Annotated in this window: 21 protein-coding genes; 5 read left to right on the top strand and 16 right to left on the bottom strand. The window is 32.2% G+C overall.

Features of this window, described 5'->3' with window-relative positions:
- Nucleotides 1-13: 13 nt before the first annotated feature.
- A complete protein-coding gene (locus BN2746_RS04595; RefSeq protein ID WP_055078665.1) occupies nucleotides 14-457 on the bottom strand; it encodes a MarR family winged helix-turn-helix transcriptional regulator in 444 nt (147 codons plus the stop codon).
- A 402-nt stretch (nucleotides 458-859) separates the two neighbouring features.
- Here BN2746_RS04595 and BN2746_RS04590 point away from each other — a divergent pair, with 402 nt between their 5' ends.
- Nucleotides 860-1,774: a GH25 family lysozyme gene (locus BN2746_RS04590; RefSeq protein ID WP_055078664.1), complete on the top strand. Its 915-nt coding sequence runs from the start codon at nucleotides 860-862 to the stop codon at nucleotides 1,772-1,774.
- 56 nt (nucleotides 1,775-1,830) lie between these two features.
- Here the strand turns inward: BN2746_RS04590 and BN2746_RS04585 are convergent, their stop codons facing one another.
- Entirely contained in the window at nucleotides 1,831-2,706 is an 876-nt protein-coding gene (locus BN2746_RS04585; protein ID WP_187364070.1) for a YitT family protein, read from the bottom strand.
- A 160-nt stretch (nucleotides 2,707-2,866) separates the two neighbouring features.
- Between BN2746_RS04585 and BN2746_RS04580 the strand changes: the two genes are divergently transcribed.
- The 3 genes from BN2746_RS04580 to BN2746_RS04570 all read left to right on the top strand — a co-directional run bounded on the left by BN2746_RS04580 (nucleotide 2,867) and on the right by BN2746_RS04570 (nucleotide 5,900).
- Nucleotides 2,867-3,952 carry a DNA polymerase IV gene (locus tag BN2746_RS04580; protein ID WP_055078662.1) on the top strand — a complete coding sequence of 362 codons (1,086 nt, stop codon included), beginning with the start codon at nucleotides 2,867-2,869 and terminating at the stop codon, nucleotides 3,950-3,952.
- Between the two features lie 128 nt (nucleotides 3,953-4,080).
- Complete coding sequence (locus tag BN2746_RS04575) at nucleotides 4,081-4,761, top strand: YitT family protein (RefSeq protein WP_055078661.1); 681 nt, start codon at nucleotides 4,081-4,083, stop codon at nucleotides 4,759-4,761.
- Nucleotides 4,762-4,865: 104 nt separating this feature from the next.
- Nucleotides 4,866-5,900 carry a M42 family metallopeptidase gene (locus BN2746_RS04570; RefSeq protein WP_231718322.1) on the top strand — a complete coding sequence of 345 codons (1,035 nt, stop codon included), beginning with the start codon at nucleotides 4,866-4,868 and terminating at the stop codon, nucleotides 5,898-5,900.
- A 196-nt stretch (nucleotides 5,901-6,096) separates the two neighbouring features.
- On the opposite strand, the gene BN2746_RS04565 is transcribed toward BN2746_RS04570, so the two are convergent.
- The 5 genes from BN2746_RS04565 to BN2746_RS04545 all read right to left on the bottom strand — a co-directional run bounded on the left by BN2746_RS04565 (nucleotide 6,097) and on the right by BN2746_RS04545 (nucleotide 10,067).
- Entirely contained in the window at nucleotides 6,097-6,639 is a 543-nt protein-coding gene (locus BN2746_RS04565) for a hemerythrin domain-containing protein (RefSeq protein WP_055078660.1), read from the bottom strand.
- Between the two features lie 4 nt (nucleotides 6,640-6,643).
- Nucleotides 6,644-6,850, bottom strand: coding sequence for a DUF1858 domain-containing protein (locus BN2746_RS04560; RefSeq protein ID WP_055078659.1), 207 nt, complete (start codon nucleotides 6,848-6,850; stop codon nucleotides 6,644-6,646).
- 91 nt (nucleotides 6,851-6,941) lie between these two features.
- Entirely contained in the window at nucleotides 6,942-8,564 is a 1,623-nt protein-coding gene (hcp, locus tag BN2746_RS04555; protein ID WP_082420244.1) for a hydroxylamine reductase, read from the bottom strand.
- Between the two features lie 75 nt (nucleotides 8,565-8,639).
- Complete coding sequence (locus tag BN2746_RS04550) at nucleotides 8,640-9,293, bottom strand: Crp/Fnr family transcriptional regulator (RefSeq protein WP_055078657.1); 654 nt, start codon at nucleotides 9,291-9,293, stop codon at nucleotides 8,640-8,642.
- A gap of 6 nt (nucleotides 9,294-9,299) precedes the next feature.
- Nucleotides 9,300-10,067 (bottom strand): SDR family NAD(P)-dependent oxidoreductase, encoded by a 768-nt coding sequence (locus BN2746_RS04545; RefSeq protein WP_055078656.1) that lies wholly within the window; start codon nucleotides 10,065-10,067, stop codon nucleotides 9,300-9,302.
- A 459-nt stretch (nucleotides 10,068-10,526) separates the two neighbouring features.
- Between BN2746_RS04545 and BN2746_RS04540 the strand changes: the two genes are divergently transcribed.
- Nucleotides 10,527-12,107 carry an ABC transporter transmembrane domain-containing protein gene (locus BN2746_RS04540; protein ID WP_055078655.1) on the top strand — a complete coding sequence of 527 codons (1,581 nt, stop codon included), beginning with the start codon at nucleotides 10,527-10,529 and terminating at the stop codon, nucleotides 12,105-12,107.
- 25 nt (nucleotides 12,108-12,132) lie between these two features.
- Here the strand turns inward: BN2746_RS04540 and BN2746_RS04535 are convergent, their stop codons facing one another.
- From BN2746_RS04535 to BN2746_RS08925, 9 genes are all read right to left on the bottom strand, one after another.
- Nucleotides 12,133-12,906, bottom strand: a complete 774-nt coding sequence (locus tag BN2746_RS04535; RefSeq protein ID WP_055078654.1) for a hypothetical protein — start codon at nucleotides 12,904-12,906, stop codon at nucleotides 12,133-12,135.
- A complete protein-coding gene (locus BN2746_RS04530; RefSeq protein ID WP_055078653.1) occupies nucleotides 12,896-13,732 on the bottom strand; it encodes an ABC-2 transporter permease in 837 nt (278 codons plus the stop codon). The genes BN2746_RS04535 and BN2746_RS04530 overlap by 11 nt, the downstream gene beginning before the upstream one ends.
- 1 nt (nucleotide 13,733) lies before the next feature.
- Nucleotides 13,734-14,282 carry a hypothetical protein gene (locus tag BN2746_RS04525; protein WP_055078652.1) on the bottom strand — a complete coding sequence of 183 codons (549 nt, stop codon included), beginning with the start codon at nucleotides 14,280-14,282 and terminating at the stop codon, nucleotides 13,734-13,736.
- Nucleotides 14,279-14,905 carry an ABC transporter ATP-binding protein gene (locus tag BN2746_RS04520; protein ID WP_055078651.1) on the bottom strand — a complete coding sequence of 209 codons (627 nt, stop codon included), beginning with the start codon at nucleotides 14,903-14,905 and terminating at the stop codon, nucleotides 14,279-14,281. The genes BN2746_RS04525 and BN2746_RS04520 overlap by 4 nt, the downstream gene beginning before the upstream one ends.
- Nucleotides 14,902-15,672: a hypothetical protein gene (locus BN2746_RS04515; protein ID WP_055078650.1), complete on the bottom strand. Its 771-nt coding sequence runs from the start codon at nucleotides 15,670-15,672 to the stop codon at nucleotides 14,902-14,904. Before BN2746_RS04515 ends, BN2746_RS04520 begins: the two co-directional genes overlap by 4 nt.
- Before the next feature lie 16 nt (nucleotides 15,673-15,688).
- On the bottom strand, nucleotides 15,689-16,339 hold the full coding sequence (locus BN2746_RS04510; protein WP_055078649.1) for a hypothetical protein: 651 nt from the start codon (nucleotides 16,337-16,339) through the stop codon (nucleotides 15,689-15,691).
- Nucleotides 16,340-16,343: 4 nt separating this feature from the next.
- Nucleotides 16,344-16,994, bottom strand: a complete 651-nt coding sequence (locus BN2746_RS04505; RefSeq protein ID WP_055078648.1) for a hypothetical protein — start codon at nucleotides 16,992-16,994, stop codon at nucleotides 16,344-16,346.
- 16 nt (nucleotides 16,995-17,010) lie between these two features.
- The gene (locus tag BN2746_RS04500; RefSeq protein WP_055078647.1) at nucleotides 17,011-17,964 is read right to left on the bottom strand and encodes an NAD(P)-dependent oxidoreductase; all 954 of its coding nucleotides are present in this window, start codon (nucleotides 17,962-17,964) and stop codon (nucleotides 17,011-17,013) included.
- 1,228 nt (nucleotides 17,965-19,192) lie between these two features.
- On the bottom strand, nucleotides 19,193-24,241 hold the full coding sequence (locus tag BN2746_RS08925) for a leucine-rich repeat protein (RefSeq protein ID WP_055078646.1): 5,049 nt from the start codon (nucleotides 24,239-24,241) through the stop codon (nucleotides 19,193-19,195).
- Nucleotides 24,242-25,353: the final 1,112 nt, after the last annotated feature.

Genomic DNA, 25,353 nt, shown 5'->3' with positions numbered 1-25,353 from the left:
CACTCACCTTCCTCTATCCTCTTGTAAGAAGATCTAAACTATCATTAAGTTCTGCTAAAACTTCTACAAGTTCTTTATACTTAGCTTCGCTCATAGAACCTAATCTATCATGAAGTTTATCTCTTAATTCTTGTCCTATTTCATTTATTATTTCGTTACCTTTTTTAGTTGTTTCAACATGAACAACTCTTTCATCTTCCAAAGATCTTGTTCTTTGTAAGAAACCTTCTTTTTCAAGTCCCTTACACATATTGGAAATATTTCCACCTGCAACTCCAAGGGAATTACCAAGTTCTCCTATTGTCGCATTTTCAAGTCTTGAAACTTCTATAAGTACTTTTAATTTCATATTAGTTAATCCATTTGCAGCAGCTATAGGAAGAAGAATAGCATCTATTTTTCTTGCAGCTTCTCTAACCAATTGAGCGGTTTCTGTTCCGTAATCTTTCCATTCCATAAAATCACCTTTCCTTTTATCAAATTTATATTTATTATTTCAATTAAGGTATAGCATTAAATTAAGATAGAAATAACAGATATAGTTTCTTTCCTTTTACATACTATACTATAAATGATATATACCCACCTTAATATTACTTAATCAATTTAATATCTATATACCTTTCAATTAAAATTTTACATAACAAAACTGAAAAAAATCTTAATTTTTAAATTCCATAAAAGATAAGTATGAAATTCTTTATGATTGAAATATTTTTTCAAAATCTGTAAATTAAAATCTATACAAAAATCAGTAATATCATTTTATATTTATGGTATTATATTTTCATATGTTGTTTGAAAATATCTTTATGGTAAATAAATATACTTTCCCTCATCTATAACTGGAGGTGATTATATGAAATTAGGCGTTGACTTATCCATGTGGAACAACCCTTCAGATTTTAAAAAAGCAAAACTAAATGGTCTTGATTTTGCAATCCTTAGAGCGGGAAGTGGAAAAACTATAAAAGACCCTTCCTTTGAAAAAAATTATCAGGGTTGTGTTAGAGCAGGGCTTCCAAGGGGAGCCTATTGGTATCTATATGCAAGGGACATAAACACTGCAAATTTAGAAGCAGAGAAATTTTTAAGTGCTGTTTCTGATAAAACCTTTGAATATCCACTTTATCTTGACCTTGAAGATCCATCACAGTCAAAACTTTCAAGAGTTGCTTTAACTGAAATTGCAATTGAATTTTTGTTAAAAGTTGAAAATAGAGGCTATTATGTTGGTCTTTACTCAATGGGTTCTTGGTTTACTGACAAGTTTTTATTAAACCATAGATATAAAGGAAAAACTTTAAATGACTTTGACTTTTGGGTTGCCCACTGGACACATAACCGAAACAAATCTTCCAGATATATAAATTCAAATACTGGTATGTGGCAGTACACCAATAAAGGAAAATTTGAAGGCATTGGCATGGCGGGAAGAGAACTGGATATGAATATATGCTTTAGAAACTATCCTGAAATAATAGAACAGAATAATCTCAATTCTTTAAACAATACAAAAAATCCAAAAGAAATAGTTATTGTTTCGAAGCTTAATTCTGTTGATGTTTCTAAATCCATAGCTTATTTAAGAAACACAACAAAAGATAAATTCTATATTGCAGAAACCCTATCTGGATACTTCGACTACTCCAAGTATAAAAATCATAAAATAATTGGGCTTGGCGGTAACAAAAACAATCACAGCAGTTACTTAACTGAATTTTACGGCGGAAATGACATGGAGGTTTTGGAAAAATTAAAAATTAAATATTAAGAAAATGGTAGTATTTAAGAATTTTTTCTTTCATACTACCATTTTTATTTTTATTATTATAATTCAGAGGTACTAAATCCCTTACCTCTTACTTCATAGGCGTCTGTAACAGCCATAAATGCATTTCCATCTGCATGAGCAACTATCTCTTTTACCTGAGCAAGTTGCCTTCTTGCTACAACTGTGTAGATAACCTTGTAGTTTGTGTTCTTATATCCACCTGAGCCATCAAGGAATGTAACACCTCTGTTGACTTTTTGTATAATCTGTCTTTTTATTTCATCGTATTGAGATGAAATTATCATAACTTGTTTTCTTTCGCCAAGTCCCATTTGAATTCTATCAAGTAAATTATATCCTACAGCCATAGCTATAACTGTGTAAAGTCCTCTGTCCAATGAAAAAGCAATACATCCCATAGATACAATAACCATGTTCATGGCAAAAAGCGCATTCCCAATATTTACATTAAACCTTTGTTTAAATATGGCTGCAACAATATCAAGACCACCTTGAGAACTTCCATTTTTAAATAGCAGTCCCATTCCAATTCCGTTTATTGCACCACCGATTACAGCTACTAAAAAACTGTCTTCAAGTATGAATGGATTGTTAAACTTGTCAAAGAAGAGAAGTGCCCCAGATAAAACAAACGCTGATATCATGGCATAGGTGGTGAACTTTTTGTTAATTAAAAAGTATCCCAATATTACAAGTGGCACATTTAGCACAAACACCGTAACACCTGTTGGTATATCATATAAAAACTTAAGTAAAAGGCCTATACCCCCTACTCCTCCACTTAAAAAACCTTTTTGTTGGAAAAAGTATGTCATTGCAAAGGCGCAAATAAAATCTCCTATAATAGTCGCTGTAATCGTCCTTAGAAATTCTTTCTTACTTCCAAAAAACTTAGCAACATTTTTATTCAACTGATTAGAATTCTTCTCCATTTGGATTCGTGATGTAACCTCCTTAACATCTGTTAGCTATATGATAACTTATTTGTAGAAATTTTTAAAGATTTAAATAGACTTTATTTTAATATTTAATGAATATTTTTTTCAATGATATAATTGTATTGGTGATTTTATGAAAGAAGATTTGAATTTTTTACATATGGACTTAGATGCTTTCTTTGCTTCAGTAGAAGAACTGGAAAATCCAAAACTAAAAGGTCATCCCATGGTGGTTGGAGGAAGAAGCGATAGAGGAATAATAACTACTGCCAACTACGAAGCGAGAAAGTATGGACTTCATTCTGCTATGCCTATATTCATGGCTAAACAGCTCTGTCCCAATGTTATTATCGTCCCTACAAGACATAATCTCTACAGAGAAAAAAGTGATGAAGTTTTTAAAATCATAAATGATTATTCTACCAAGATTGAACAAATGTCCATTGACGAAGCCTGTATTGATATCAGTCATATAGACGCAGATCCTGTAAAGCTTGCAAAACATATTCAAAAAAATGTTTATCAAAAAACCGGTCTCACTCTTTCAATCGGTATAAGCTATAATAAATCCCTGGCAAAACTTGCTTCTGACTGGAACAAACCAAACGGTGTCTTTGTAATAAGAAAAAATATGGTTCCAAAAATATTGGAAGATCTTCCCATAGAAAGAATTGCAGGAATTGGTCAAAAGACAAAAGAAAAATTAAATGCATTTGGAGTTTATAAAGTTAGCGAACTGTTAGAACTATCTTTTTCCTTTTTAAAGAAAAACTTTGGCAAACAAGGTGAAGTCATCTACAATAGAATTCGTGGCATAGATAATAGAGTTGTCGAAACCACAAGAATAAGAAAATCCCTTGGAATTGAAAGGACTTTCTCAAAAGATGTAGACAAGGCGTCAGAACTTGTAAAACTTTTAAAAAATTTTGCAGAAGAGCTCTCTAAAGATTTAAAAAAAAGAAATATTTTAGGTCACACCATTACACTAAAGATAAAATTCAATAACTTTGAAACCATAACAAGATCAATGACTTTAGAAAATCCTACAAATGAATTTAAAGAGATATATTTAAAAGCCTACTACCTTTTAAGAACTGTTGATATAAAAAGGCCAATTCGACTTTTAGGTCTTACTTCTTCAAATTTAGTTGATGACAATATTATTCAGCTAAGCCTTTGGAATTTAGATGAATTTAATTCCAATAACAAAAGAAAGTAAACAAAATGTTACAATTAAATACCAATGTGCTATTGTATGGTAAATTAACAAAGTTTTTAAATTGTTCACATTTTTTGTCAAATATGATACAATGTTGCTTAGAACATTTCATATGAGAGGTATGCAAGATGAAATTCAAAGAGAAAAACGACTTTAAACATCTAATTAAAAACTTTATATTGATGTCACTTGGAACTTTACTCTTCGCAATGAGTGTTAACCTATTCTACGTGCCATTCAATTTAGTATCTGGTGGAGTAACTGGAATCGCCGTTATATTAAAACATTTTTTTGGATTTACAGCTGAATCAACAATATTTTGGACTACATTTCCACTTATGGCAATAAGTCTTTTATTGCTTGGAAAGAAGTATACAATAAATACAATCTATTGTTCCTTTTTACTTCCTGCCTTGGTTAAGGCAACAAAAGTAATGCCAGCATTTGCAGGATCAAAATTAATGGCTGCAATCCTTGGTGGTATAATGGCAGGTCTTGGACTTGGTTTTGTGTTTAGAGCAGGAAGCTCAACTGGAGGAACTGCAATACTTGAGCAGTCACTTACAAACTACACAAATATTCCACTAAATATTTCTGTTCTACTAATAGATGGAACAATTATATTAGCTGGATTTTTTACATTTGACCTTATGACAGGAATCTATTCTATAATTTCACTATTATTTATGCAAGGATTTGTAGGACTTACTCAAAAATCAGTTAAACAAGAATATAAAGTTCAACATAAAAAAGAAAAGGAAATGAATGAAGAATTCGTTTCACATAGAAGACTTTCAGAAAAAATATAATCAATTAACCGTTATTAACCTAACGGTTTTTTATTTTAATAGCAAAATGTTTTTTCAGATATTTTGTAGGGTATAATATACTTGATAAAAAACAGGAGGGAAATATGGAAAAAATTAAAGACATTGAATTTTTAGAAGAAATCTTAAATACTCCATCACCAAGTGGCGACACCAAAGAAGTTATGGAAATCGTAAGAAAGAGATTTGAAGACTTGGGACTTGAAATCAACTTTTCAAACAAAGGTGCTATGATAGTTACATTAAGAGGAGAATCTGATGAAAAACAATCAACCTTCGCAGCCCATGTAGACACCTTAGGACTAATGGTTAAAGAGATTAAGGACAATGGTAGACTTAAGACAACTTTAATTGGTGGTTATGGTTACCCTGCAGTAGAGGGCGAATATGTTACAATCTCAACTATAGAAGGAAAAAAATATACAGGAACCTGTCTACACGAACACGCTTCCTGCCACGTTTATAGAGACTCAGCAACAGCTGAGAGAAATAAAGACACTATGGAAATAAGAATTGACGAAGTTACAAGTTCCAGAGAAGAAACCGAAAACTTAGGTATAAATGTAGGAGACTATATTTACCTTGACTCAAGAACTGAAATCACAGAGTCAGGCTTTGTTAAATCAAGACACTTAGACGACAAAGCATGTGTATTTATCCTTTACAAAGTTGCAAAGCACCTTGTTGAAAATAATATCAAACCAAAACACACAATGAATTTCTTTATTTCAAACTATGAAGAGATAGGACACGGAGCTTGTGCAGGACTACCAAAAGAAACAGACGAATTTATAGTTGTGGACATGGCAGCACCTGGTATTGGACAAACATCATCAGAATTTGCATGTACAGTATGTCCAAAAGACTCAAGCGGTCCATATGACTTAGAACTTAAGAACAGACTTGTAAAACTTGCAAGAGATAATGACATTGAATATAGAATCGACATCTATCCATACTACGGTTCAGACGGATCAGCTGCACTAAGATCGGGAGAAGATGTAAGGGTTGCACTTATAGGTCCAGGAGTTGACGCATCACACGCTATGGAAAGAACCCACATGGAAGGTATCCAAGCAAGTATAGACCTATGCTTAAAATATATTGAAGATAAAAAGTAACAACATACACTCATCATTGCTGGTGAGTGTTTTTTTATTTTTTTAAGAAAAGGTTTGCAAAATTATAAAATTGTGCTATTATATATATGAAAACAATTTTTTTATTTGCCTCCAACAAAAAGATGCCATTGTAAATCAATTGCATCTTTTTCATTTAATAAAAAACTAAAAAGAGCCAAGGTAACCCTCAGCCCTATTATCTAAATATTATCTTTAAAAGTTCTTCTTTTCTTTCAAAAGTTTTACTCTCTTCATCAAGTCTTTTTTGAGTCTCTACCTCAACAAGTTCTAATGTACCATTTTGTAAATTTTTTTCTCCAAAGGGATATACTACAGAATTTTCTTTTTCAATATGCATTCTTAAAAGATTAACATATGCCATAGTGTAGGCAATAATTTGTAACCTGTCATGAATATCGCCTCTATTTCTATATTCATTTAAATGCTTTTCGAGTTCTGTAATATAGTGTCTTCCCAGTTGATGTTCCACAAGCATACCATGTTGAATAAGCTTTCGTGAAGCTTCTCCAAGCTCCTCCACCATATACTTAAAGAGAATATCCTCTTCTTTTTTATGATGAACCTTATCCGCAAAGTCCCTTATAAACTCTATGGCTGTTTCAAAAAACACATAGTCTATTAAAGAACCTTCAAGTATCTTTATACATTCATCCTCAAGCCTGTCAAGGAGCTTTGAAATTTCCTCATGCTCCTTAACAAGTACTTCAATACTTTTCATATATTTACTTTGCTTGAGCTGCTTCGTTTAATGCTTCAACTAAAGCGTCAGCATCAACTCCATGAACCATAGCTGCTTCAGCAATTGATTCAGCTTGAGATGCTGGACATCCTAAACAGTGCATTCCAATTTCCATTAGAACTGGTGCAACTTCAGGATACTCAGCAACAAGTTGACCAATTAACATATCTTTATCTATTAATTTATTCATTATGTTTGCCTCCTTTATTAATAATTCACCATTATTATATCATTATTTGAAAAATTTATAAACTTCTCAACTTCTAACCTCTTACCTCTTATTATCTTACCCCAAGTAGATCTAAATCATCTTCAACATTACTTATCGGTGCTAAATTAAACTTATCAACCAACACCTTAGTTACATTTTCTGATAAAAATGCTGGTAGTGTAGGTCCTAAATGTATATTTTTTACTCCCAGTGATAATAGCGCTAAAAGAACTATTACTGCCTTTTGCTCATACCATGCAATATTATACACAATTGGAAGGTCATTTATATCATCCAGGCCAAATACCTCTTTTAGTCTTAGTGCAATTACCGCAAGAGAATATGAGTCATTACATTGTCCCGCATCAAGAACTCTTGGTATGCCGTCAATATCTCCAAGGTTTAATTTATTGTATCTATACTTGGCACATCCTGCAGTAAGTATTACAGTGTCCTTTGGTAGGGCCTTTGCAAACTCTGTATAGTAGTTTCTTCCCTTTTGTCTACCGTCACATCCTGCCATAACGACAAACTTCTTGATGGCGCCACTCTTAACCGCTTCAACAACCTTATTTTCCAGCTCCATAACTTGGTTATGGGCAAATCCACCAACTATTTCTCCCTTTTCTATTTCCTTAGGAGGTTCACATCTCTTTGCATGTTCTATAATTTCGCTAAAGTCCTTCTTCTCTCCAACACTACCTTCAATATGTTTACAGCCCTTAAAACCGGCAGCTCCCGTAGTATATATTCTATCCTTATATTCATCAAGGGGTGGCACTATACAATTTGTTGTAAATAGCACCGGTCCATTAAAGGATTTGAATTCTTCCCTTTGATTCCACCATGATGAACCATAGTTTCCAACAAAATGATCATATTTTTTAAACTTAGGATAGTAGTTAGCTGGTAACATTTCACTATGAGTATATACGTCAACACCTGTGCCTTCAGTTTGTTCCAAAAGCATTTCCATATCCTTTAAATCATGTCCTGATATAAGTATGGCAGGGTTATTTCTAACGCCGATATTTACCTTGCTTATCTCTGGATTTCCATAACTTGAAGTGTTGGCTTCGTCTAATAGAGCCATACCCTTAACTCCATGTTCTCCAGTTTCAACAACAAGGTTGAATAACTCATCAATACTTTTTTCTTCAAGGGTTTCACTTAGCGCCCTTTGAATAAATGAATCTATTTCTTCATTTGTCTTTCCTAAAACTTCTGCGTGTACAGTATATGCAGAAAGCCCTTTTAGTCCATAGATTACTAACTCTCTAAGTGATCTTTCATCTTCATCTTCTGTGCTTAAAACTCCAACTTTTTTGGAAACTTCAGCCCAATTATCCCTGTTTAAATCTTCATAGTTTGAAGCTTCACTAAATACTTCTTCACTTAACTCACTCTTAAGAGTCTTTGTAGTCTTAATAGTCTTTTCAATTCTTTCATCGATTACATCTTCATTAAAATTCGCATTTGTAATAGTTGTAAAAAGATTGTGAGTAACAAGGGAGTTAATCTCTTGAGATACCTTTTTACCTTCAGCCCTAAGAGCTGTTGTTACTTGAGAAAGTCCCTTAGTAAGCCATATAAGTAAATCTTGCTTATTAGCTACTTCTGGCTTCTTTCCACATACACCAGATTTTACACATCCTTCATTACAAAAAGTTTCTTGACATTGATAACAAAACATATTATTCATATTCTCGCCTCCTGTTAATTTTATTTTATCAATTATAAGAAGGAAAGTTCTGTAACAATTGTTACATTAAAAAAGATTTTCTAACCTTTCTTTATTAAGGATTACCTTATTTCCAACCACATCAATAAGACCATCTCTTTTCATATTCATAATCTCTCTTGAAATAGATGGTCTAGTGACACCCAAAAAATCTGCAAGCTCTTCCCTATTAAACTCAAGTTCTAAAGAAGACTCCTTTGAGTTACTTAAAAAGAAACGAGACAGCTTTTCCCTCAAAGTCTTTCCCGATTGTATAAGTAGCTTTTGGTTTAGATAGAAAGCTTTTTCTGACAAAATCAAGAGCATATTGTTAACAACTTTGCTGTTCTTAAAATTGTCACCGCTCATAACTAATGCAGTTTTTGGAATTGCGAGAATTGTTGAATCAACATCACAAACACAGCTGTAGTCATAGGACCTTTCGGGAAGATAAAGGTAAACTTCCCCAAAAACAGTTCCCGGCTTTGAAAATCTATTTACAATAGATCTGTTGCCATTTTCAGATATGTTTTCTACAACAACAGAACCCTCTTCCAGTATAAATAAATAATTTGGAGTCTCTCCTTGAGAAAAAACTTCTTCCCCTCTTTTAAGACTTCTTCTAAGACCCTTATTCTCTTTTATAAAAGAATCAATTTCTTCTTTTGTTAAATTTTTAAAAAGATCCGAAATATTTGGCATATTTATTTACATTTCAAGTGGTGACTCTGGAAGGATTTGTCCACCATCAACAACAATGGTTTGTCCGGTAATATACTTTGCTTCGTCAGATGCTAAAAACATTATTGCATAGGCAATGTCATCAGGCTCTCCAAGGTATCCCATTGGAATAACCCTCTCTTGGTTTTCAATATATCTTTCCCCAAGTACATTTTCCATTCCCGGTGTCATAATATTTCCAGGTTCCACTCCATTGATTGTTATATTTTTCTTAGCAAGGTCAAGGGCAACTGATTTTATAAATCCATTTACACCGGCCTTTGCAGAAGCATAGTGAACCAATGAAGAGTTTCCAACTCTATTTCCAGTTATAGATGATGTTACAACAATTCTTCCACCATCTTTAAGGTATTTTATCCCCTCTTTGGTATTTAAAAATACTCCCTTTAGATTTATACCAATTACATTGTCCCAGTCTGAAACACTCATTTCTTCTAAAGGAATTTCTGGAAAATATCCTGCATTAAGAAGAATTATATCAATGCTTCCCATTTCCTTTTCAGCATATTCATATAATTTCTTAGTATCTTCTTCACTTGTTACATCCGCTTTAAAAAACTTGCCGTTATAGCCTTTTTTCTTTAATTCATCTTCAAAGTTCTTTCCATCTTCTTCATTTCTTCCAGTGAAGACTACATTTGCTCCCTCTTTCAAGAAAACTTCTGTAATACCTGCACCAATTCCCTTATTACCACCGGTAATAACTACATTCTTATCCTTCATTGAAAATGCCATAATATCCTCCTTTGTTTTCTTTATTTTACTTATATTCCAACTATTATTTTTATACCCAAAGTAAATTAGTTTTAAATTGTAACTTTTCACATCTACTCTGTTATCTTAAGGGAGTTTAGCGATTCCGCCCACACATAGAAACAAAACACCCCCGTGCTGTCATCCTGAACGGAAAATTTGCATAGCAAATTTGTAGCTGAAGGATCTCGTTTTTTTCTCGCATCACGCAAATATCCCACTTCTCACTTCTCACTTCTCATTTCTTTCCTCTACTCTCACTTCTAACAATTATGAGATTCTTCGACTCCAAAATTCCTTCGGAATTTTTTCGCTCAGAATGACTTGGCGAAGGAAAGATGACATAGCAAAGTATTCCAAAACTAGTAAATTTGCTTATTAGTAACTATTAGTTTACAATTACATATGTAATCGTTTTTTACATCAATTAAAGGAGGCGCAATGAAAAACATAATTAAAAAACACAGATCCCTATGGCTACTTACAATTTTTGTAGGAATTTTACTTAAAGCAGCAAACATAAGCGTAGCTTACATATTGGCATCAATTATTGACACTATTACCAAGGGCACTGCGAAAGATTTAAAAATTATCGGTATATATACAATTATAGTTCTTATTTCAATCGTTGTTCTTGGTATATTGTATTCATACCTTGGTGGAAAGTTTAGTGAAAAGATACTTACTGACACAAAGGAAAAGTTTTTTAAAAACATCTTTACAAGTCCCATCTACAGGTTTCAAGAGAAAAAGGTTTCATACTATTACAACACCTTGACTCAAGACCTGGAACAGGTTAACACAAACTATCTTTCTCTCACCTATGAGATAATAGTTTCTCTTGGTGGACTAATTGTAAGTTTGGCAGCTCTCTTTTATATAAATATAAAAATGTCTTTGTTATTCTTAGCCATGATGTTTATAGTATCCCTTGTTCCAAAGCTATTTGTTGGAATACAAACCAGAGCAGCAGAAAACTTTTCAAATGAATACGAAAGCTATGTTGAGGAGCTTGACAACATCCTTTCTGGCTTTGAGTCAATCAAGCTGCTTAATATTACAAAGGCACTTTACAATAAAATTTTATCTAAAGACGCTAAGATGGAAAATGCAAGAATGAAAAAGAAACTCGCCGACTACGGCACCCTATATGGAATTTCAGGAATTTCATTTCTTTCCCAAATAGGCTGCATGATGATTGGTGCAATCTTTACTATGAAAGGTGAAATCACAACAGGAATGCTTATTGCAGCTGTTCAAATATTAAACTTCGTCTTTGGCCCCATAAATGAAATTGCACAGTATCGAAACCTAATGAAGTCAAATAAAGTTATTAGGGATAAGCTTGAACCATTTTTAGTAGATATTGATGAAAAGGGAACCCAAATGACAAAGGGCGAAATTATTTTAGAAGATTATGGTATAAGCTTTGATGACAAGGAAGTTTTGAAGGATTTAAATTTTAAATTCGAACCAAATAAATCATATGCAATTATAGGCCCTTCTGGATCTGGAAAGTCGGTCCTTGCAAAATCACTGGCTGGCTATTACGAAAACTACTTTGGAGATATTTATTATAACGGCACCGAAAAGAGGGATATAAAGCCGTCAAGTTTAAACGAATACGTTCGTTATATTGGAACAAATAGCTTTATCCTAAACGATAACATAAAAGAAAATATCAGAATGTATCGAGATATCCCAGAGAGCGAAGTAAGAGAAGTTGCAAAACTTGTAGGATTTGATGACTCATTTATAGAAAAAGAAAGCCTTGGAAACGAAGGCAAATACATTTCATCAGGAGAGTACCAAAGAATTGCAATAGCAAGGGCACTTTTGGATAATCCATTCTGTCTAATACTGGATGAGCCCACTGCAAATCTGGACCCTGTAAATGTGGAGGGAATCACAAAACTTATCGCAGACATCGAAGTTCCAATAAAAATTGTAATCACCCACCACTACACAGATGAATACTTAAATAGCTTTGATGAAGTTATTGACTTTAATAAACTTAAATAAAGACATCTCCTTAGAGGTGTCTTTTTTAATCCATGTTTTTATCCTTTATTATATTCTCCAAATATCTTTCCTTACCTTTTCTTTCAAATAATTTTGTTAGTAGTATTATTAAGAGTAATATAATAAATTGACTTATTATTGAAACTACAAAACCTTTACTAAATCCAACTACTGGGAAAATCAATTTTTTCAAAAAGTTCAAACCTAAAACATCAAGAACCATCATTATAAAGCAATAAACAAATCCTTGATAAAAGTTTCTATTGTAAAAATAGCCAAGCTTGGTAATAAAACTCACTAAAAAGTTGATTAAAAATATTGCGGTGAAAAATAATGTCACCGTTAAGCCCAAATTATTTGTAGATGGGTTTCCACTTTTCACAAAGAAAGACTCTTCCGCATTCCAGTTAATAATATTAGGCGACTCTCCTAATAACTTTACAACTGAAAAAATCGAAATAATTATAATTAGCATATATACGCAGTTCTTTAGAAAAATATTTTTTATTTCCCTTCCAAAAATCTCTTTAAAACTTTTATACCTTACTATCATAGATTCACTATATAGTTCACGTCTTTCAAGTATCTCCTCTAAAAAAATAGGAAAGAGCATAAAAAACCCAAAAAACGTTGATTCATTATAAATAAAGTTTACAAGGTCCATAAGACAATAGGGTGTTCCTGGATTTAAATAAGGGAGTATCATCTTTGTGTAATTTATATAGCTTAATATGAGCATTACAACAAAGAGCAATACACAAGTTGAAAGGAAATATTTCATTTTAAATTTAAACTCCAAGTTTAAGCCTCCTTTTGTTTTCGCCAAATGTAAAAACTACAAAAGATATAATGGAAAGAACTACCACTTCAAGTATTGCAAACTTTAAATTTATCTGACCATTTCCAGTGTTTATATCCTTAGGTGTATAAAGATTTGCTATTCTTAATGAATTTTGAATAACTGATATGGCTTGAGTTAACAAAAATGGTGTAAGTATAGCAATAAATCTGTTGTCACTAAAAGCAGATGTAAGTAATCCAAAGCTTGCAAAAGTTCCCACATATAAGCTTAATAAGATTGCAAATAAAAAGTGATGTAACACTGGATGTTCAACAAATAGAAACTTTAAAAACTCTGATGTTTCTTGATTGTAACTATTTCCCGCACCTTCAATAAATGGATGTAGCAGTGGCATTATTGTAATATTTAGCATGAAGTTAAAGATGATTATTGTCATTGAAACTACAAAACCAGTTATAAATACATTAACCCACTTTGAAACAAAATAATCTCTTCTATTTGAACGACTTAAAAGATTTTTACTATAACCTGTGACCTTGTCTTCCACATATGAATCTGCAAATGGTAAAGCCCCAAGTATAACTACAGAATATAAAAAAAGTGTAATTGGTAGTTCCAATGGAGAGCTTATTATATTTGAAACGAATAAGTTGTTTGGTGCTTCCAAAGTATATTTTTGATACTCTACACCAAACTCATAGAACTCATTAAGCCCAAAATTAGAGTAAAAGTTATATATTGATAGCAAAAAACCAATCCCTATGGCAATCCAAAACTTTTTATTATTAAATGCTCTTTTTAATTCAATCTTAAAAATTTCCATACTATCTCCTTAAAAAAATCCTTTGATACTTAGGATATTTCGCTACTACAATATAATATTTTTCAAGCTCTTCTTTCGATAACTCTCTGCTCTCATGGTAGTCCGTAGTGAATGCCAGAGTTATTTTTGTTTTTGTTTTACCCTTAAATTGTTGCTTTTCGAATTTGCTATATTCTTCCTCTAAATTATAGTAATAAAAAAGTTCATAGTTTACACCATTTACATAACCTCTATCATTTCTAAAAGAAAACACTAATGGCGTAAATCCAAGTTCCTTGCTACTCTTGTTTTCTATTTCAAAATCCACCAATAACACTTTTTCAAAATCTTCATTTTCTTTCATCTCTTCAGGATAATCTTCAAACCTCATGTCTGTGGTCTTGATTATAATATCCTCGTTTAAACCAAAAGGGAAAACATCTCCTATTTTGTAGTTTTCATTTATATAATCGGGATATTTTTTGTTTATCCTATAGGCTCCAATAATTACATATATAAGAAAAAGCGATATTACAATCAGAAGAGTTATTTTTAAGTGCCTCTTTTTCAACTTATAACCCTCCCAAGTTCCATCTTTATTATTTCATCGCTAATCTCTTCAAGTCCTTCTCTGTCATGGGAAGCCACAATAATAACTCTTGAATCATCTTTTAAATTTAAAATCATATCCTTAAACTTTTTAACAGAAGCTTCATCCAACCCATTGGTAGGTTCATCTAAAATAACAACCTGTGGTCTTTCTAAAATAGCCATCAAAATTCCAACTTTTTGTTTCATGCCAAGGGAATATTTTTTTACTTTTAAGTTAGAGTTTGGATCAAGATCAAAGTCAGACATAGCCTTTTTAATTTCCTCATCACTTACAATCTTATTTATACTCATTACTGTCTTTAAATTTTCAAAACCTGAAATTTCCGGTAGAAGCCCTGGGTGTTCTATTAATATTCCTGCACTCTTAGGAAAGTCTCTGTCCACTCCAATAACTTCTCCAAAGACTTCAACTTCGCCTTCATTTAGTGATAGCAATCCTGAAATCGCTCTCATAAGCATAGTTTTTCCTGAACCGTTTTTTCCTTGGATACCATATATTTTGCCTGGTTCAAATATTAAGTTCACATCATCAAGAACTTTGTTTTCTCCAAACTTTTTTGTTACATTTACTATTTTAATCATCTAAACACTCCCAAATAGTCTCTATGTTTTTCTTTAAATTTAATTGTCAAAGTGGCTATTAAACAAACAGCAACAAATAACAATAAATATACCCCTGTGGATAAAGAGTAAAAATACCTTTTTATCATCATGCCATTTATCAGTAAAAAAGATTTTCCAGTAAATAGACCCGTTATCATCATAAGATTTATTATTAAAAATGCTATCTTGCTATCTGTGAAATATGAAAAAATCTGTAATAACGCTCCAAATATCAATGTTCCAAAAACTGAACATATAATTGTTTTATATAGAACAACATCCTTATATAACTCCTCAGGAAAGTATTCTTCACTAAAATAATTTATCTCTTCAAAGTTTTGTATAAATCTTCCTATGGTTTCTTTAAAAATAAAAATACATCCTAAAAATAAAATCATAGAAAATAGCACTTTAAGTAATAACGATACAAATTTCATAATTTGAAACTTAAACTTTCCCTTTTCAAATAATAGTTTTGTCTCCAGCACATTGAGTTCGTCACTACAGTCTCGCCCTACAAGAAAAAGTATATATGAGTGTAATAAAAACCATATATATGGTAACTCAAAAATTTGAGAACCTCCTGGTTCAAACAAATCCATTCCCTCATAAAAATAAAAGTAATAGTCCCTTAACTCTCCTCCACTTATAGAAGAAAATTTCAAAACTATTACTATGGCAAGAACTACTAAAGGGATAAATTGTTTTAAATTGTTTTTTAAATTATTTTTTAGTAATTGCTTCATCTCTTATTCCCAACAATTATTTGTCTATATTAAAATAAAAATACTCTACTTGATCTTCTTCCTCATCTTTAACTTTTTCCCTTAGAGGTAGTTGAATCTGGTAACTTAATTCACTCTTCTTTGCTTTTTCAAAATCTTCATCAGAAGATACAAAACCTATGGATATATTTTTAACTTCCCCAGGTTTAATCTTGTACAAATATGGACTGTGAATTAAATTTTCTTCATTTAACTCAGTTGCAACCTTTTTCCACTCGGAATATTCTTCTCCTGTTAAATTGCTGAATAAATTTAACTCTTCTTCTTGATCCCCTTTGTTTTTAATAGTAAAATCCATGCGGATAATATTATATCCATCTTTTAATTTCCCATTTTCTAAAAATTCTTCATCATCTTTATTAGGACTTTTCATATGGGACAAATCCTTCGTAACTTCAACACCGTCTAAAGTTACATCTAAGTACCTTCCAACTATTGTGCTTTTAATCCCATATTTTTCTCCACTTGTAAATCCATATAGACTTCCTTTTTGCTTGATTTTCAAAGTCTTTCCACCTACTTCAACCTTGTTCAGAGAAGTTCCTCCTCCAGTTAAAATATATACAAGTGATAGTATTACTAAAATTAATATGGTCACAAGAGTTAATGTTTTCTTTTTATTTAACATAATCTTACTCCAATTTAAAAACTATTTTCTCGCCTTGGTCATATTTATATTTTTCCTCTAATGGCAAATATAAATTAAAAATCGCATTTGAACCATAAAACTTGTTTATTTCTGATTCTGGAAATATATATGCCATATAGTAGTCTTTACTTTCATTAGGCGGAAATTTTATTAAAGCTGGTTGATTGGGTAATTCTTTATTTATTTCACTTTGTAAAACCAAGTAGGAGCTACTATATTTTTGTTTTAATTCATCTCTGAGTTTTAATTCATCTCTGAAGTATATTTCTTCAGTAATATCACTCTTACTATCAACTTTAAAGTGTAACTTAATCACCTTATATCCTTCTTCAAGTCTTCCGTCTATAACATAGTCCATCTCTCCTCTATGAACTTTAAGATTGGAAATATCTGATGTGACCGAAACATCTTGTAGTGTTACATCCAAGTATCTACCTGTAATTTTTTCTCCAATATCATACTTTTTTCCTGTAGAAAATACAGAATTACCTTCAACTCTGTTATAAGTTAAAGTTTCATCTCCAATGTGAATCTTTTTAAATATAAATGAACCTTCAGTCTTAATATAGAAAAAGCAAAAGATAATATAAAGAATCCAAAACAAAAAAATTATAGGCATTTCTTTTTTAATCAATCTTTTCCTCATATACTTATGAAACCACATTCACTGGTTTATTATTCAAAAATCCTTCTATATTATCTACTGTAATCTCTGCCCTACTAATCATGGCTTCTTCTGTAAAGTAACCTATATGTGGAGTTACTAAAACATTTTTGGAATTTATTACTGGATCATTTTCTAAAAGAGGTGGCTCTTTATCAAACACATCTATTCCAGCCCCTGCAATTACACCATTATTAAGTGCATTTTTTAGAGCTTCGTTGTCCACAACTTGACCCCTTGCGCAGTTAATAAAGATAGCGTCTTTTTTCATTAGCTTAAATTCCTTTTCCCCAATAAGTCTTTCCGTGCTTTTATTATAAGGTAGATGAACTGTTACAATGTCCGAACTACTTAAAAGTTCTTCAAGGCTTACATACTTTCCACTTAAATCCAAAACTTTTTTATTTTCACTATTTGAATATGCAAGAATATCACAACCAAAGGCATGAAATAGCTTTGCAGTTTCAGAACCAATTGCACCAGTGCCTATAACACCAACAACTTTTCCCTTAAGCTCTCTAAATCTATATCCCCCTTTGGTCTTAAGTTCCCTTGTTTTTTCATTCATTGAAATAATATTTCTATAGAGTTCAAGGGCCATACCAACAGCAAGTTCCGCCACAGCAGTATTGGCATAACCAGAAGCATTTGAAACAAGAATGTTTTTTTCCTTACAAGCTTCCATATCCACATGATCAAAGCCAGTAAACGCAACTGCAATCATCTTTAAATGCTTCGCACTTTTTATAACATCTCCCCCAAGAGGGCTGTTTGCAATAACCAAGATATCAGTGTCCCTTACCCTTTCAATCTGTTCCTTTTCATCCTTTGCAATATGATCATAAATTTTTAGTGTATGGCCATGGTCAGTAAGCTTTTTAAAAATACCTCTTAATATATCCTCTTTAACAGCAAGAGGTTCTGAAATTGTTATTTTCATAATGCCTCCTTGAAATATTTCTATCGTTATAATAATAGTATCATATTTTTATTTGAAAAAATGGGCAAAAATGAATTGTAGAAATGTTGTTGATTTTGGATTAATGAAATGAGATTTTAGAAGTGAGAAGTGAAATATGAGAAGTGGAAAATGGGAGTTGGAAAGTTAGAAGTTGGAAAAGATGTAACAAAAAGCTATCGCTTTTTGAGATTCTTCGACTTCAATTTTTTGTACCAAAAAATTTTCGCTCAGAATGACAATCCACCATGCTGTCATGTTGAGCGAGCGTAGTGAGTCGAAACATCTCTGTAAAGCATAAAAACATCTTAGAAATAAAAACTTAGTTATTTAAAATTTTACAAAACAAAATTACCAAAAGCAGAAAATCAACAAGATTTTCTTCCACTTTCCCAAAGGGGTCTCGGGGTTACCCCGAGTCGTTGGGAGGTAAAGGGGGTTCAAGGGGGATAGGAACCGTACGAAACGGTGCCTTTTCCCCCTTGAGAATAATTAGAAATGACAAAGTAATATGGTGTAAATCTATATAATAAACTATAAAACTTTAGCGTGAACTTTCATTTAGAAAGTTATGAGATTCTTCGACTACAATTTTTTTGTTCCAAAAAAATTTTCGCTCAGAATGACAATCCACCTTGCTGTCATATTGAGCGAGCGTAACGAGTCGAAACATCTCTCACAAAAAAGTACATATCTTGAAAAAAATAAAATCGTAAAATAAAATTACTCGAAATACAATTACATAAAAGAAGAAAATCCAACAGATTTTCTTCCACTTTCCCAAAGGGGTCTCGGGGTTTCCCCGAGTCGTTGGGAGGTAAAGGGGGTTCAAGGGGGATAGGAACCGTACGAAACGGTGCCTTTTCCCCCTTGAGAACAATTAGAAATGAAAAATTTTATAAGACAAGATTTCCCAAAGTTTATAAAACTTTAGTAAACATTTAAGAAACTTTTGCAGATGCTTTTCTTTAAAAAGCATCTGAGATTCTTCGACTTCAATTTTTGCAAAGCAAAAATTTCCGCTCAGAATGACATGTCGAGGGACAAAATGACTAAACTACAACGAAAAAACCTCGCCACTGTCATGTTGAGCGAGCGAAAGCGAGTCGAAACATCTCGAGATTTTCTATGAAAATCTCGGTAGCCCTTGTTATTCATCATTCCCACAAAAAAAGAACTCAGGATTTCTCCCAAGTTCTTTTTGTTTTTTCTATTTGCTTAGTTCGCTTAAAACTCTATCACTTACCATACTTCTACCGCCTATTGCTGTTATCTTTTCGATGTTTGCTTTTGCGATATAGTCTCTTAGTGATTTTGGTGCGCTGTTTGCTTCTGTTAATAGGATTGGCATGTCTAATATTCCACCTACTGGTCCTATTACAAGTGCGTCCATCCACTCTTCTCCGTTTGCAAGGAATATTTCTTTTGCTGAACTAAACTTCTTGTTTGCTATTTCAATAGCTGTTTCGTATCTTGTTTCTCCTCTTAGTCTTTCTACTACTGTTGGTAGTGAAGTTTCTAAGGATTTGTTTACTGTTGTGTATCCACCTGCTATTGTTACTTTGTTTATAGCTAATTCTGTCATAGCATCTTTAACTGTTTTTGGTAAGTTATTTGCTTTTACTAATAGTATTGGATAGCCTTCTCTTGATGCGTATGGTGCTACTGTTAGTGCGTCTGCAAATATTTCTCCTGATGCTACTACTGCGTGTCCAAGTTTTCCTGTTATTCCTACTACTCTTCTTGCTACTTGGGCTGATGTTTCATATCTATCTTTTCCGTAGATTCTTTCTACTGTGTCTTTATCAAATTTAGCTAATTCTTTTTTAACTGCTTCTGATACTGATGAGTTTCCTCCTACGATTATTACGTCTCTTGCTCCAAGTCTTTCGATTTCTGCAGCTACTCTTGGGTCAAGCTTGTTTGTTTCTGTTAGTAGTATTGGTGCCTTCAATAGCTTTGATAGCACTGATGCTGTCATAGCGTCTGGGAAGTCTTTTCTATCTACTACTATTACTGTGCTTGATTGTCCAAAGTACTTCTTAGAAATTTCAATTGCTGTTTCAACTCTGTCCTTACCTTTTGTTCTATCTGTTTCAATTTTACTTGAATCTGATGGTTCAGTTGGTTCGGTTGGTGTTGTTGGTTCAACAGGGTCTGGTTTTTCTGCCTTTTTGTTGATTACTGCTGTATATACAGTGTCTTCGTTTAATTTGCCTTCGAATGCTGGTGTCCAACCTTTGAATTCATATCCATCTTTATATTCATCTTTAACTTTTACTTTTGGTGCTTGTGCTTCTACTTCTGAAGCATCTTTTCCCTTTGGATATACAAATGTTATATAGATTCCACCATGTTCGTCTTTTACAAATTCTGCAACATCTTTATCTTTGTCTTTGATTTTAAATGTTACTCTAATTTCTTCTGGTTTAACTGGTGGTTCTTCAACCAAGACAAACTCTTGATTCTTTAATGATTTTTCATTATTAAAATCTAAATGTGCTTTGTTTGTTGTCTTTAACTGTACAACTTGTCCATTTCCAAAAAATGCGTTGTTTCCTATTTCTTTTAATGAAGTTGGCATTTCTACTTCTTGTAAATTGTTCTTTTGGAAAGCTCTATCTCCAATAGTTTCTAATCCTTCGTGTAAGATTAGTTTTTTTAGTGGTCCACTTTGTGGTGTTGATCCTCCACTAAATGCCATTCTTCCTATTTCTTTTACGGTAGCTGGTATTTCTAAGCTATCTACTTTACATCCTGTAAATGCAGATGTTCCTATTTTTTCAACACCTTCTTCAATAACAATCTTCTTTGTACCATTTGTTGAGAACATTCCATTTGGTATTTCTTTTAATGTTCCTGGTATTGTTACTTCTTTTATGTTGTTGTTTCCAAATGCTGACATTCCAGCTTTTTCTAATTTTGATGGTAATTTTACTTCTGTTAGTTTATTACTATTGAATGCAAAGTCATCTATTAGAGTTACTGTTTTTGGAATTGTTACTGCTTCTATTCCTTTTCCTCTAAATGCTGATTTGCCTATTGCTGTTATTGTTTCACCTGCTGGTGATTTTTCTGGTAAGTTTACTTTTTTTAGTGTCTTAAATTTCTTTTCGCCTGCTTCGGAGAATCCTGTTATAGTAGCTCCTTCGTAGGTGAAGTCTTCTGCTACATATTCTGTTGCTGGTTCTTTATATATAACTTCTTGATTTAACAGTGACTTTTCATTATTAAATTTCAAGTGTTCTTTATTTTCGGTATATAGCTTAACTACTACTGGCTTTTTGTCTGTTGTTTCTGCATTTTTAAAGGCTGTGTCTGCAAGTTTTAACAAACTCTTTGGTAACTTAGTTTCTAAAAGGAGTGAAAATCTAAATGCACTGTCGCCTATTTCTTCAATACCTTCTTCAAGAGTAAGTTTTTTTAGTCTCTTCCATTTAATATTGTGTGCAAAAGCTTGTCTTCCTATTTTCTTAACATTTCCTGGTATGGTTAGCTCTTCAAGTTGTTGTCCTGTAAAAGCTCTTTGCTTAATTTCTTTTACTGTTGATGAAATTGAAAGACTTGTTAATGGACACCCTTGGAAAGCTGAACCTTCAATAACTTCTATACCTTCAGGAATTACAAGTTCTTTTAGTAAGATATTTCTTGAAAAAGTACCATCAGCTACTTTTTTCATATTTGGAGAAAGTCTAAGTTCAGTAATTTGATTTAATGAGAATGCTCCGCCTTCTACTTCTTTTACAGAATCTGGTAAAATTACTTTTTCAAGTCTATTTCCATTAAGTGCAGCTATTCCAATATATTCAAGAGTTTCTGGAAATTCTATATTCTTGAAGTTATTAAGTCTTAATGCACTGTCTTCAATTCTCTTAAGATTTTTTGGTAATTTAACTGATAACATACCATTTTTTGAACTTACGGTATCTGTACCAAATTTTACTCCAGGATCTGTTGCTAAACTAAATGCGTCCTTTCCAATTACTTCTATATCTTCTCCCTCAGGATTTGTGTCAGGTAGAACTAAATCTTTATTTATTTCAAACTTTTTCCAACCACTTTCACTGAATCCTGTAATTGTTTTTCCATCATATGTGAAGTCTTCACTTGTATAAAGAGCATTTCCATTAATAACTAAGTTATCAATAGCTTCGTCTAAATTCTTTTGTGCGTTATTAATTTCTTCAGAAGTTTTATCTAAATCTGCAAGAACTTTTTTAGCTTCCTCCAAAGCATCCTTCATAGTCTTGTAAGATTCTTCGGTAAACATTCCTTCTATAAGTTCTTCAGCTCTCTTTATAGAATCTTTAAGTTTTGTTCTATCTGGTGAAGCATTTCTTAACTTAGCTTCAGCAGCAATTAAATCTTCTAAAGCTTTGTCAATTTGATCTTGAGTTGATTCTTGATCTTTAAATACTTTCTTTACTTCATTTAATACTTTATCAAATTCAGCTAAATCTTCTTCTTTATAATCAGCTCTATCAATAGCTTTTACATTTTGTAATTCGGTAAAAAGCTTACTTCTATCTACATCAGTTATTAAAACTACCTTATGAAACTCATTTTCAGGTATTATATAAGTTGTAGAAGATAGATGATCTGGATTTCTTGTTTCAAGTCTTACAACTCCAGTGTTTTCATATCCAGGATTATCTCTAAATACAAAATCTCTAAATTTAAAGATTGAGTAAGGTAATTTTACTAATGAAAGATTATTATTTTGAAAACTATAGTTATCTATTTGAATACTATTTACATCATCAGAGATATCAAGCGTACTTATTTTATTCCCTAAAAATGCTCTACTACCAATTTTCCAAACAGTACTTGGAATATGAATTTCAGTAAGGTTGTTGTTCATAAATACTAATGTTTCAATAGATATTAAACCTTCTTGAAGAGTAACCTTATTAAGTCCACAATTTTCAAAAGCAGAGTCTTTGATTACATAGCCTATTCCCTTATCTACCTTAGAGAATGTTACGCTATTCATCTTTATATCTTTGAAAGCGTGTGTAGCAATACCTTCTATTTGTTTTACTTCGCCATCTATTGTAACTTCTTTTGGTATAACTAAATCTGGATTTTTAGCAATTTTTGCTTTTCCTTTTTCTGAAAAACCTGTAATACCAAACTTGATAGTTTCTTCTTCCATTCTATTTTTATAGTCGAATTGGCCATAAGTGAAGTCTTCTTGTGTCCATTCAGATGTAGATGGATCTTCTGGTACAACAGGTTCTCCTGTTTCGTCCTTAAAGTTTAATTTACCTACAACTTTAATGTCTGCAAGTCTATTATCTAATGCTTCCAATTTTTCTTCAGGACTTAACTCTAATGCAGTTCTTAAATCATCTTCTACATAGGAGAATAGACTTTCTATGCTGACTTCCCCTACTGAATTAGTATCTATGGAATCTACTTTCCAATCAATTGGAAGTTCATAGCCTTTACCTACTTCAGTCATGCTCTTATAGTCATTTTCTGTTACATATAGATTTAAAAGAACTTTTTCTTTTAGAGTCTTTATAAGATCTTCTTTAGAGATTCCCTTTTTAACGTCTATAGTTCCAAAATCAAGGGTAACTGGTTCCTCTGTTCTAAAAGCATTTGCCTTTATTAATAAAGGTCTTCCTTGAGGAATGTCTACCTTAGTTTGTTCAGAACCAAAAGTTCCCCTAAGAATTGTAAGCTTAGTATTTCCTGGTGCAATATTAAGTTTTACACTTTGTGAGCCTAATTGAGACCCATTGCCAAAAGTAAATCTATCAAGCAATTCAAGATTTGACCCTAAAGTAAGTTCTCCTTCTAAAGCTTTATCTCCCATAAAAATACTATGCCCAATAGTTTTTAATGAGTCAGGAAAATTAATAGTTTTAAGATTAGGATTTGCCATAAAGGCTTGGTTCCCTATTTTCTTCAAACTTTCAGGAAGCTTTAGTTCGGTTAATGAATTACCTCCAAAAGCACCGTCTCCAATTACTTCTACACCTTCTGGTATAGTAACTGAAATCAGTTTCTTTCTTCCAAAAGCTTGTTTTCCTATTTCTTTTACTGCTACTCCATTAATTGTACTTGGAATAACTACATCTGTATCAGTACCATTATACTTTTTAATGGTTCCATTACTTGCATCAAAGTCAAAATCACTTTCTGATGTAAGTGCATTTGCTTGTGTGTACTCACTCGCTTGTAAGTTTATAGGAGCAAAGCCTATAACCATGGCAAAGACAAGTAGCCACGACAATATTTTCTTCTTCATTTTCATCCTCCTTTTAAAATTATATTCTATACAAAGTTATTATACCCCAATTTAAAAGTTTAACCAAATTTCTAAATAATTTTATAATGATGTAAATATTTTATATCAATTTTTTCATAAGATTATTGTTTATTTTATTTATTTTTAGATAATTTTTGATTTTTATTTTTTCTTTTTAGAACTTCGGGAGTAGTGAAAAATATGAAAGTGTAAAAGAGATTCTTCGACTCCAAAATTTTTTTCAAGAATTTTTCCGCTCAGAATTACATGTCGAATGAGAAACACCCCATCACTGTCATGTTGAGCGAGCGTAGTGAGTCGAAACATCTCTGTAAAGCATGAAATTTTCTTAGAAATAAAAATGTAGTAATTTAGAATTCCACAAAACAAAATTATAAAAAGTAGAAAATCCAACAGATTTTCTACTGCTTCTATTAGGGTTTGGGGTATCCCCAATCGTTTTAAGGGTGTAAAAGGATGGGGTTTTAGGGGCAGGATATGAGGGGAAATCGAAATCCCCTTCATCCTGCCTCTAAGAATAAAATAAAAATATAAATTAGAAATTACAACATAGTAGGGTAAAACCCTACAAAATAAACTATAAAACTTTAGCGCGAACTTTTATATAAAAAAACACAGCGAGTTGATTCATGATGAAGGAGAAAAAACGAGATCCTTCAGCTACAAATTTGCTACGCAAATTTTTCGTTCAGGATGACATAACATGGTGATTTACATTTCTAAGTGAAATAAAGACGGGTTCGTATTAGGACAAAAACATACTTCTTCGGCTCAAAAATTCCTTCGGAACTTTTCCGCTCAGAATGACATGTCGAATGAGAAACACCCCCCACTGTCATGTTGAGCGAGCAAAGCGAGTCGAAACATCTCTATAAAGCATAAAATTTTCTTAGAAATAAAAAGGTATTAATTTAAAATTTTACCAAAAAACAATACCAAAAGAAGAAAATCCAACAAGATTTTCTACCTCTTTTTCAAAGGGGTCTCGGGGTTTCCCCGAGTCGTTGGGAGGTAAAGGGGGTTCAAGGGGGATAGGAACCGTACGAAACGGTGCCTTTTCCCCCTTGAAATAATTAGAAATGAATAAGTAA

The sequence above is a fragment of the Lagierella massiliensis genome, assembly GCF_001407835.1.
Taxonomy (GTDB): domain Bacteria; phylum Bacillota; class Clostridia; order Tissierellales; family Peptoniphilaceae; genus Mediannikoviicoccus; species Mediannikoviicoccus massiliensis.
Note: the sequence above shows the minus strand (reverse complement) of the source record. Positions and strands in the feature narration are given on the sequence as shown.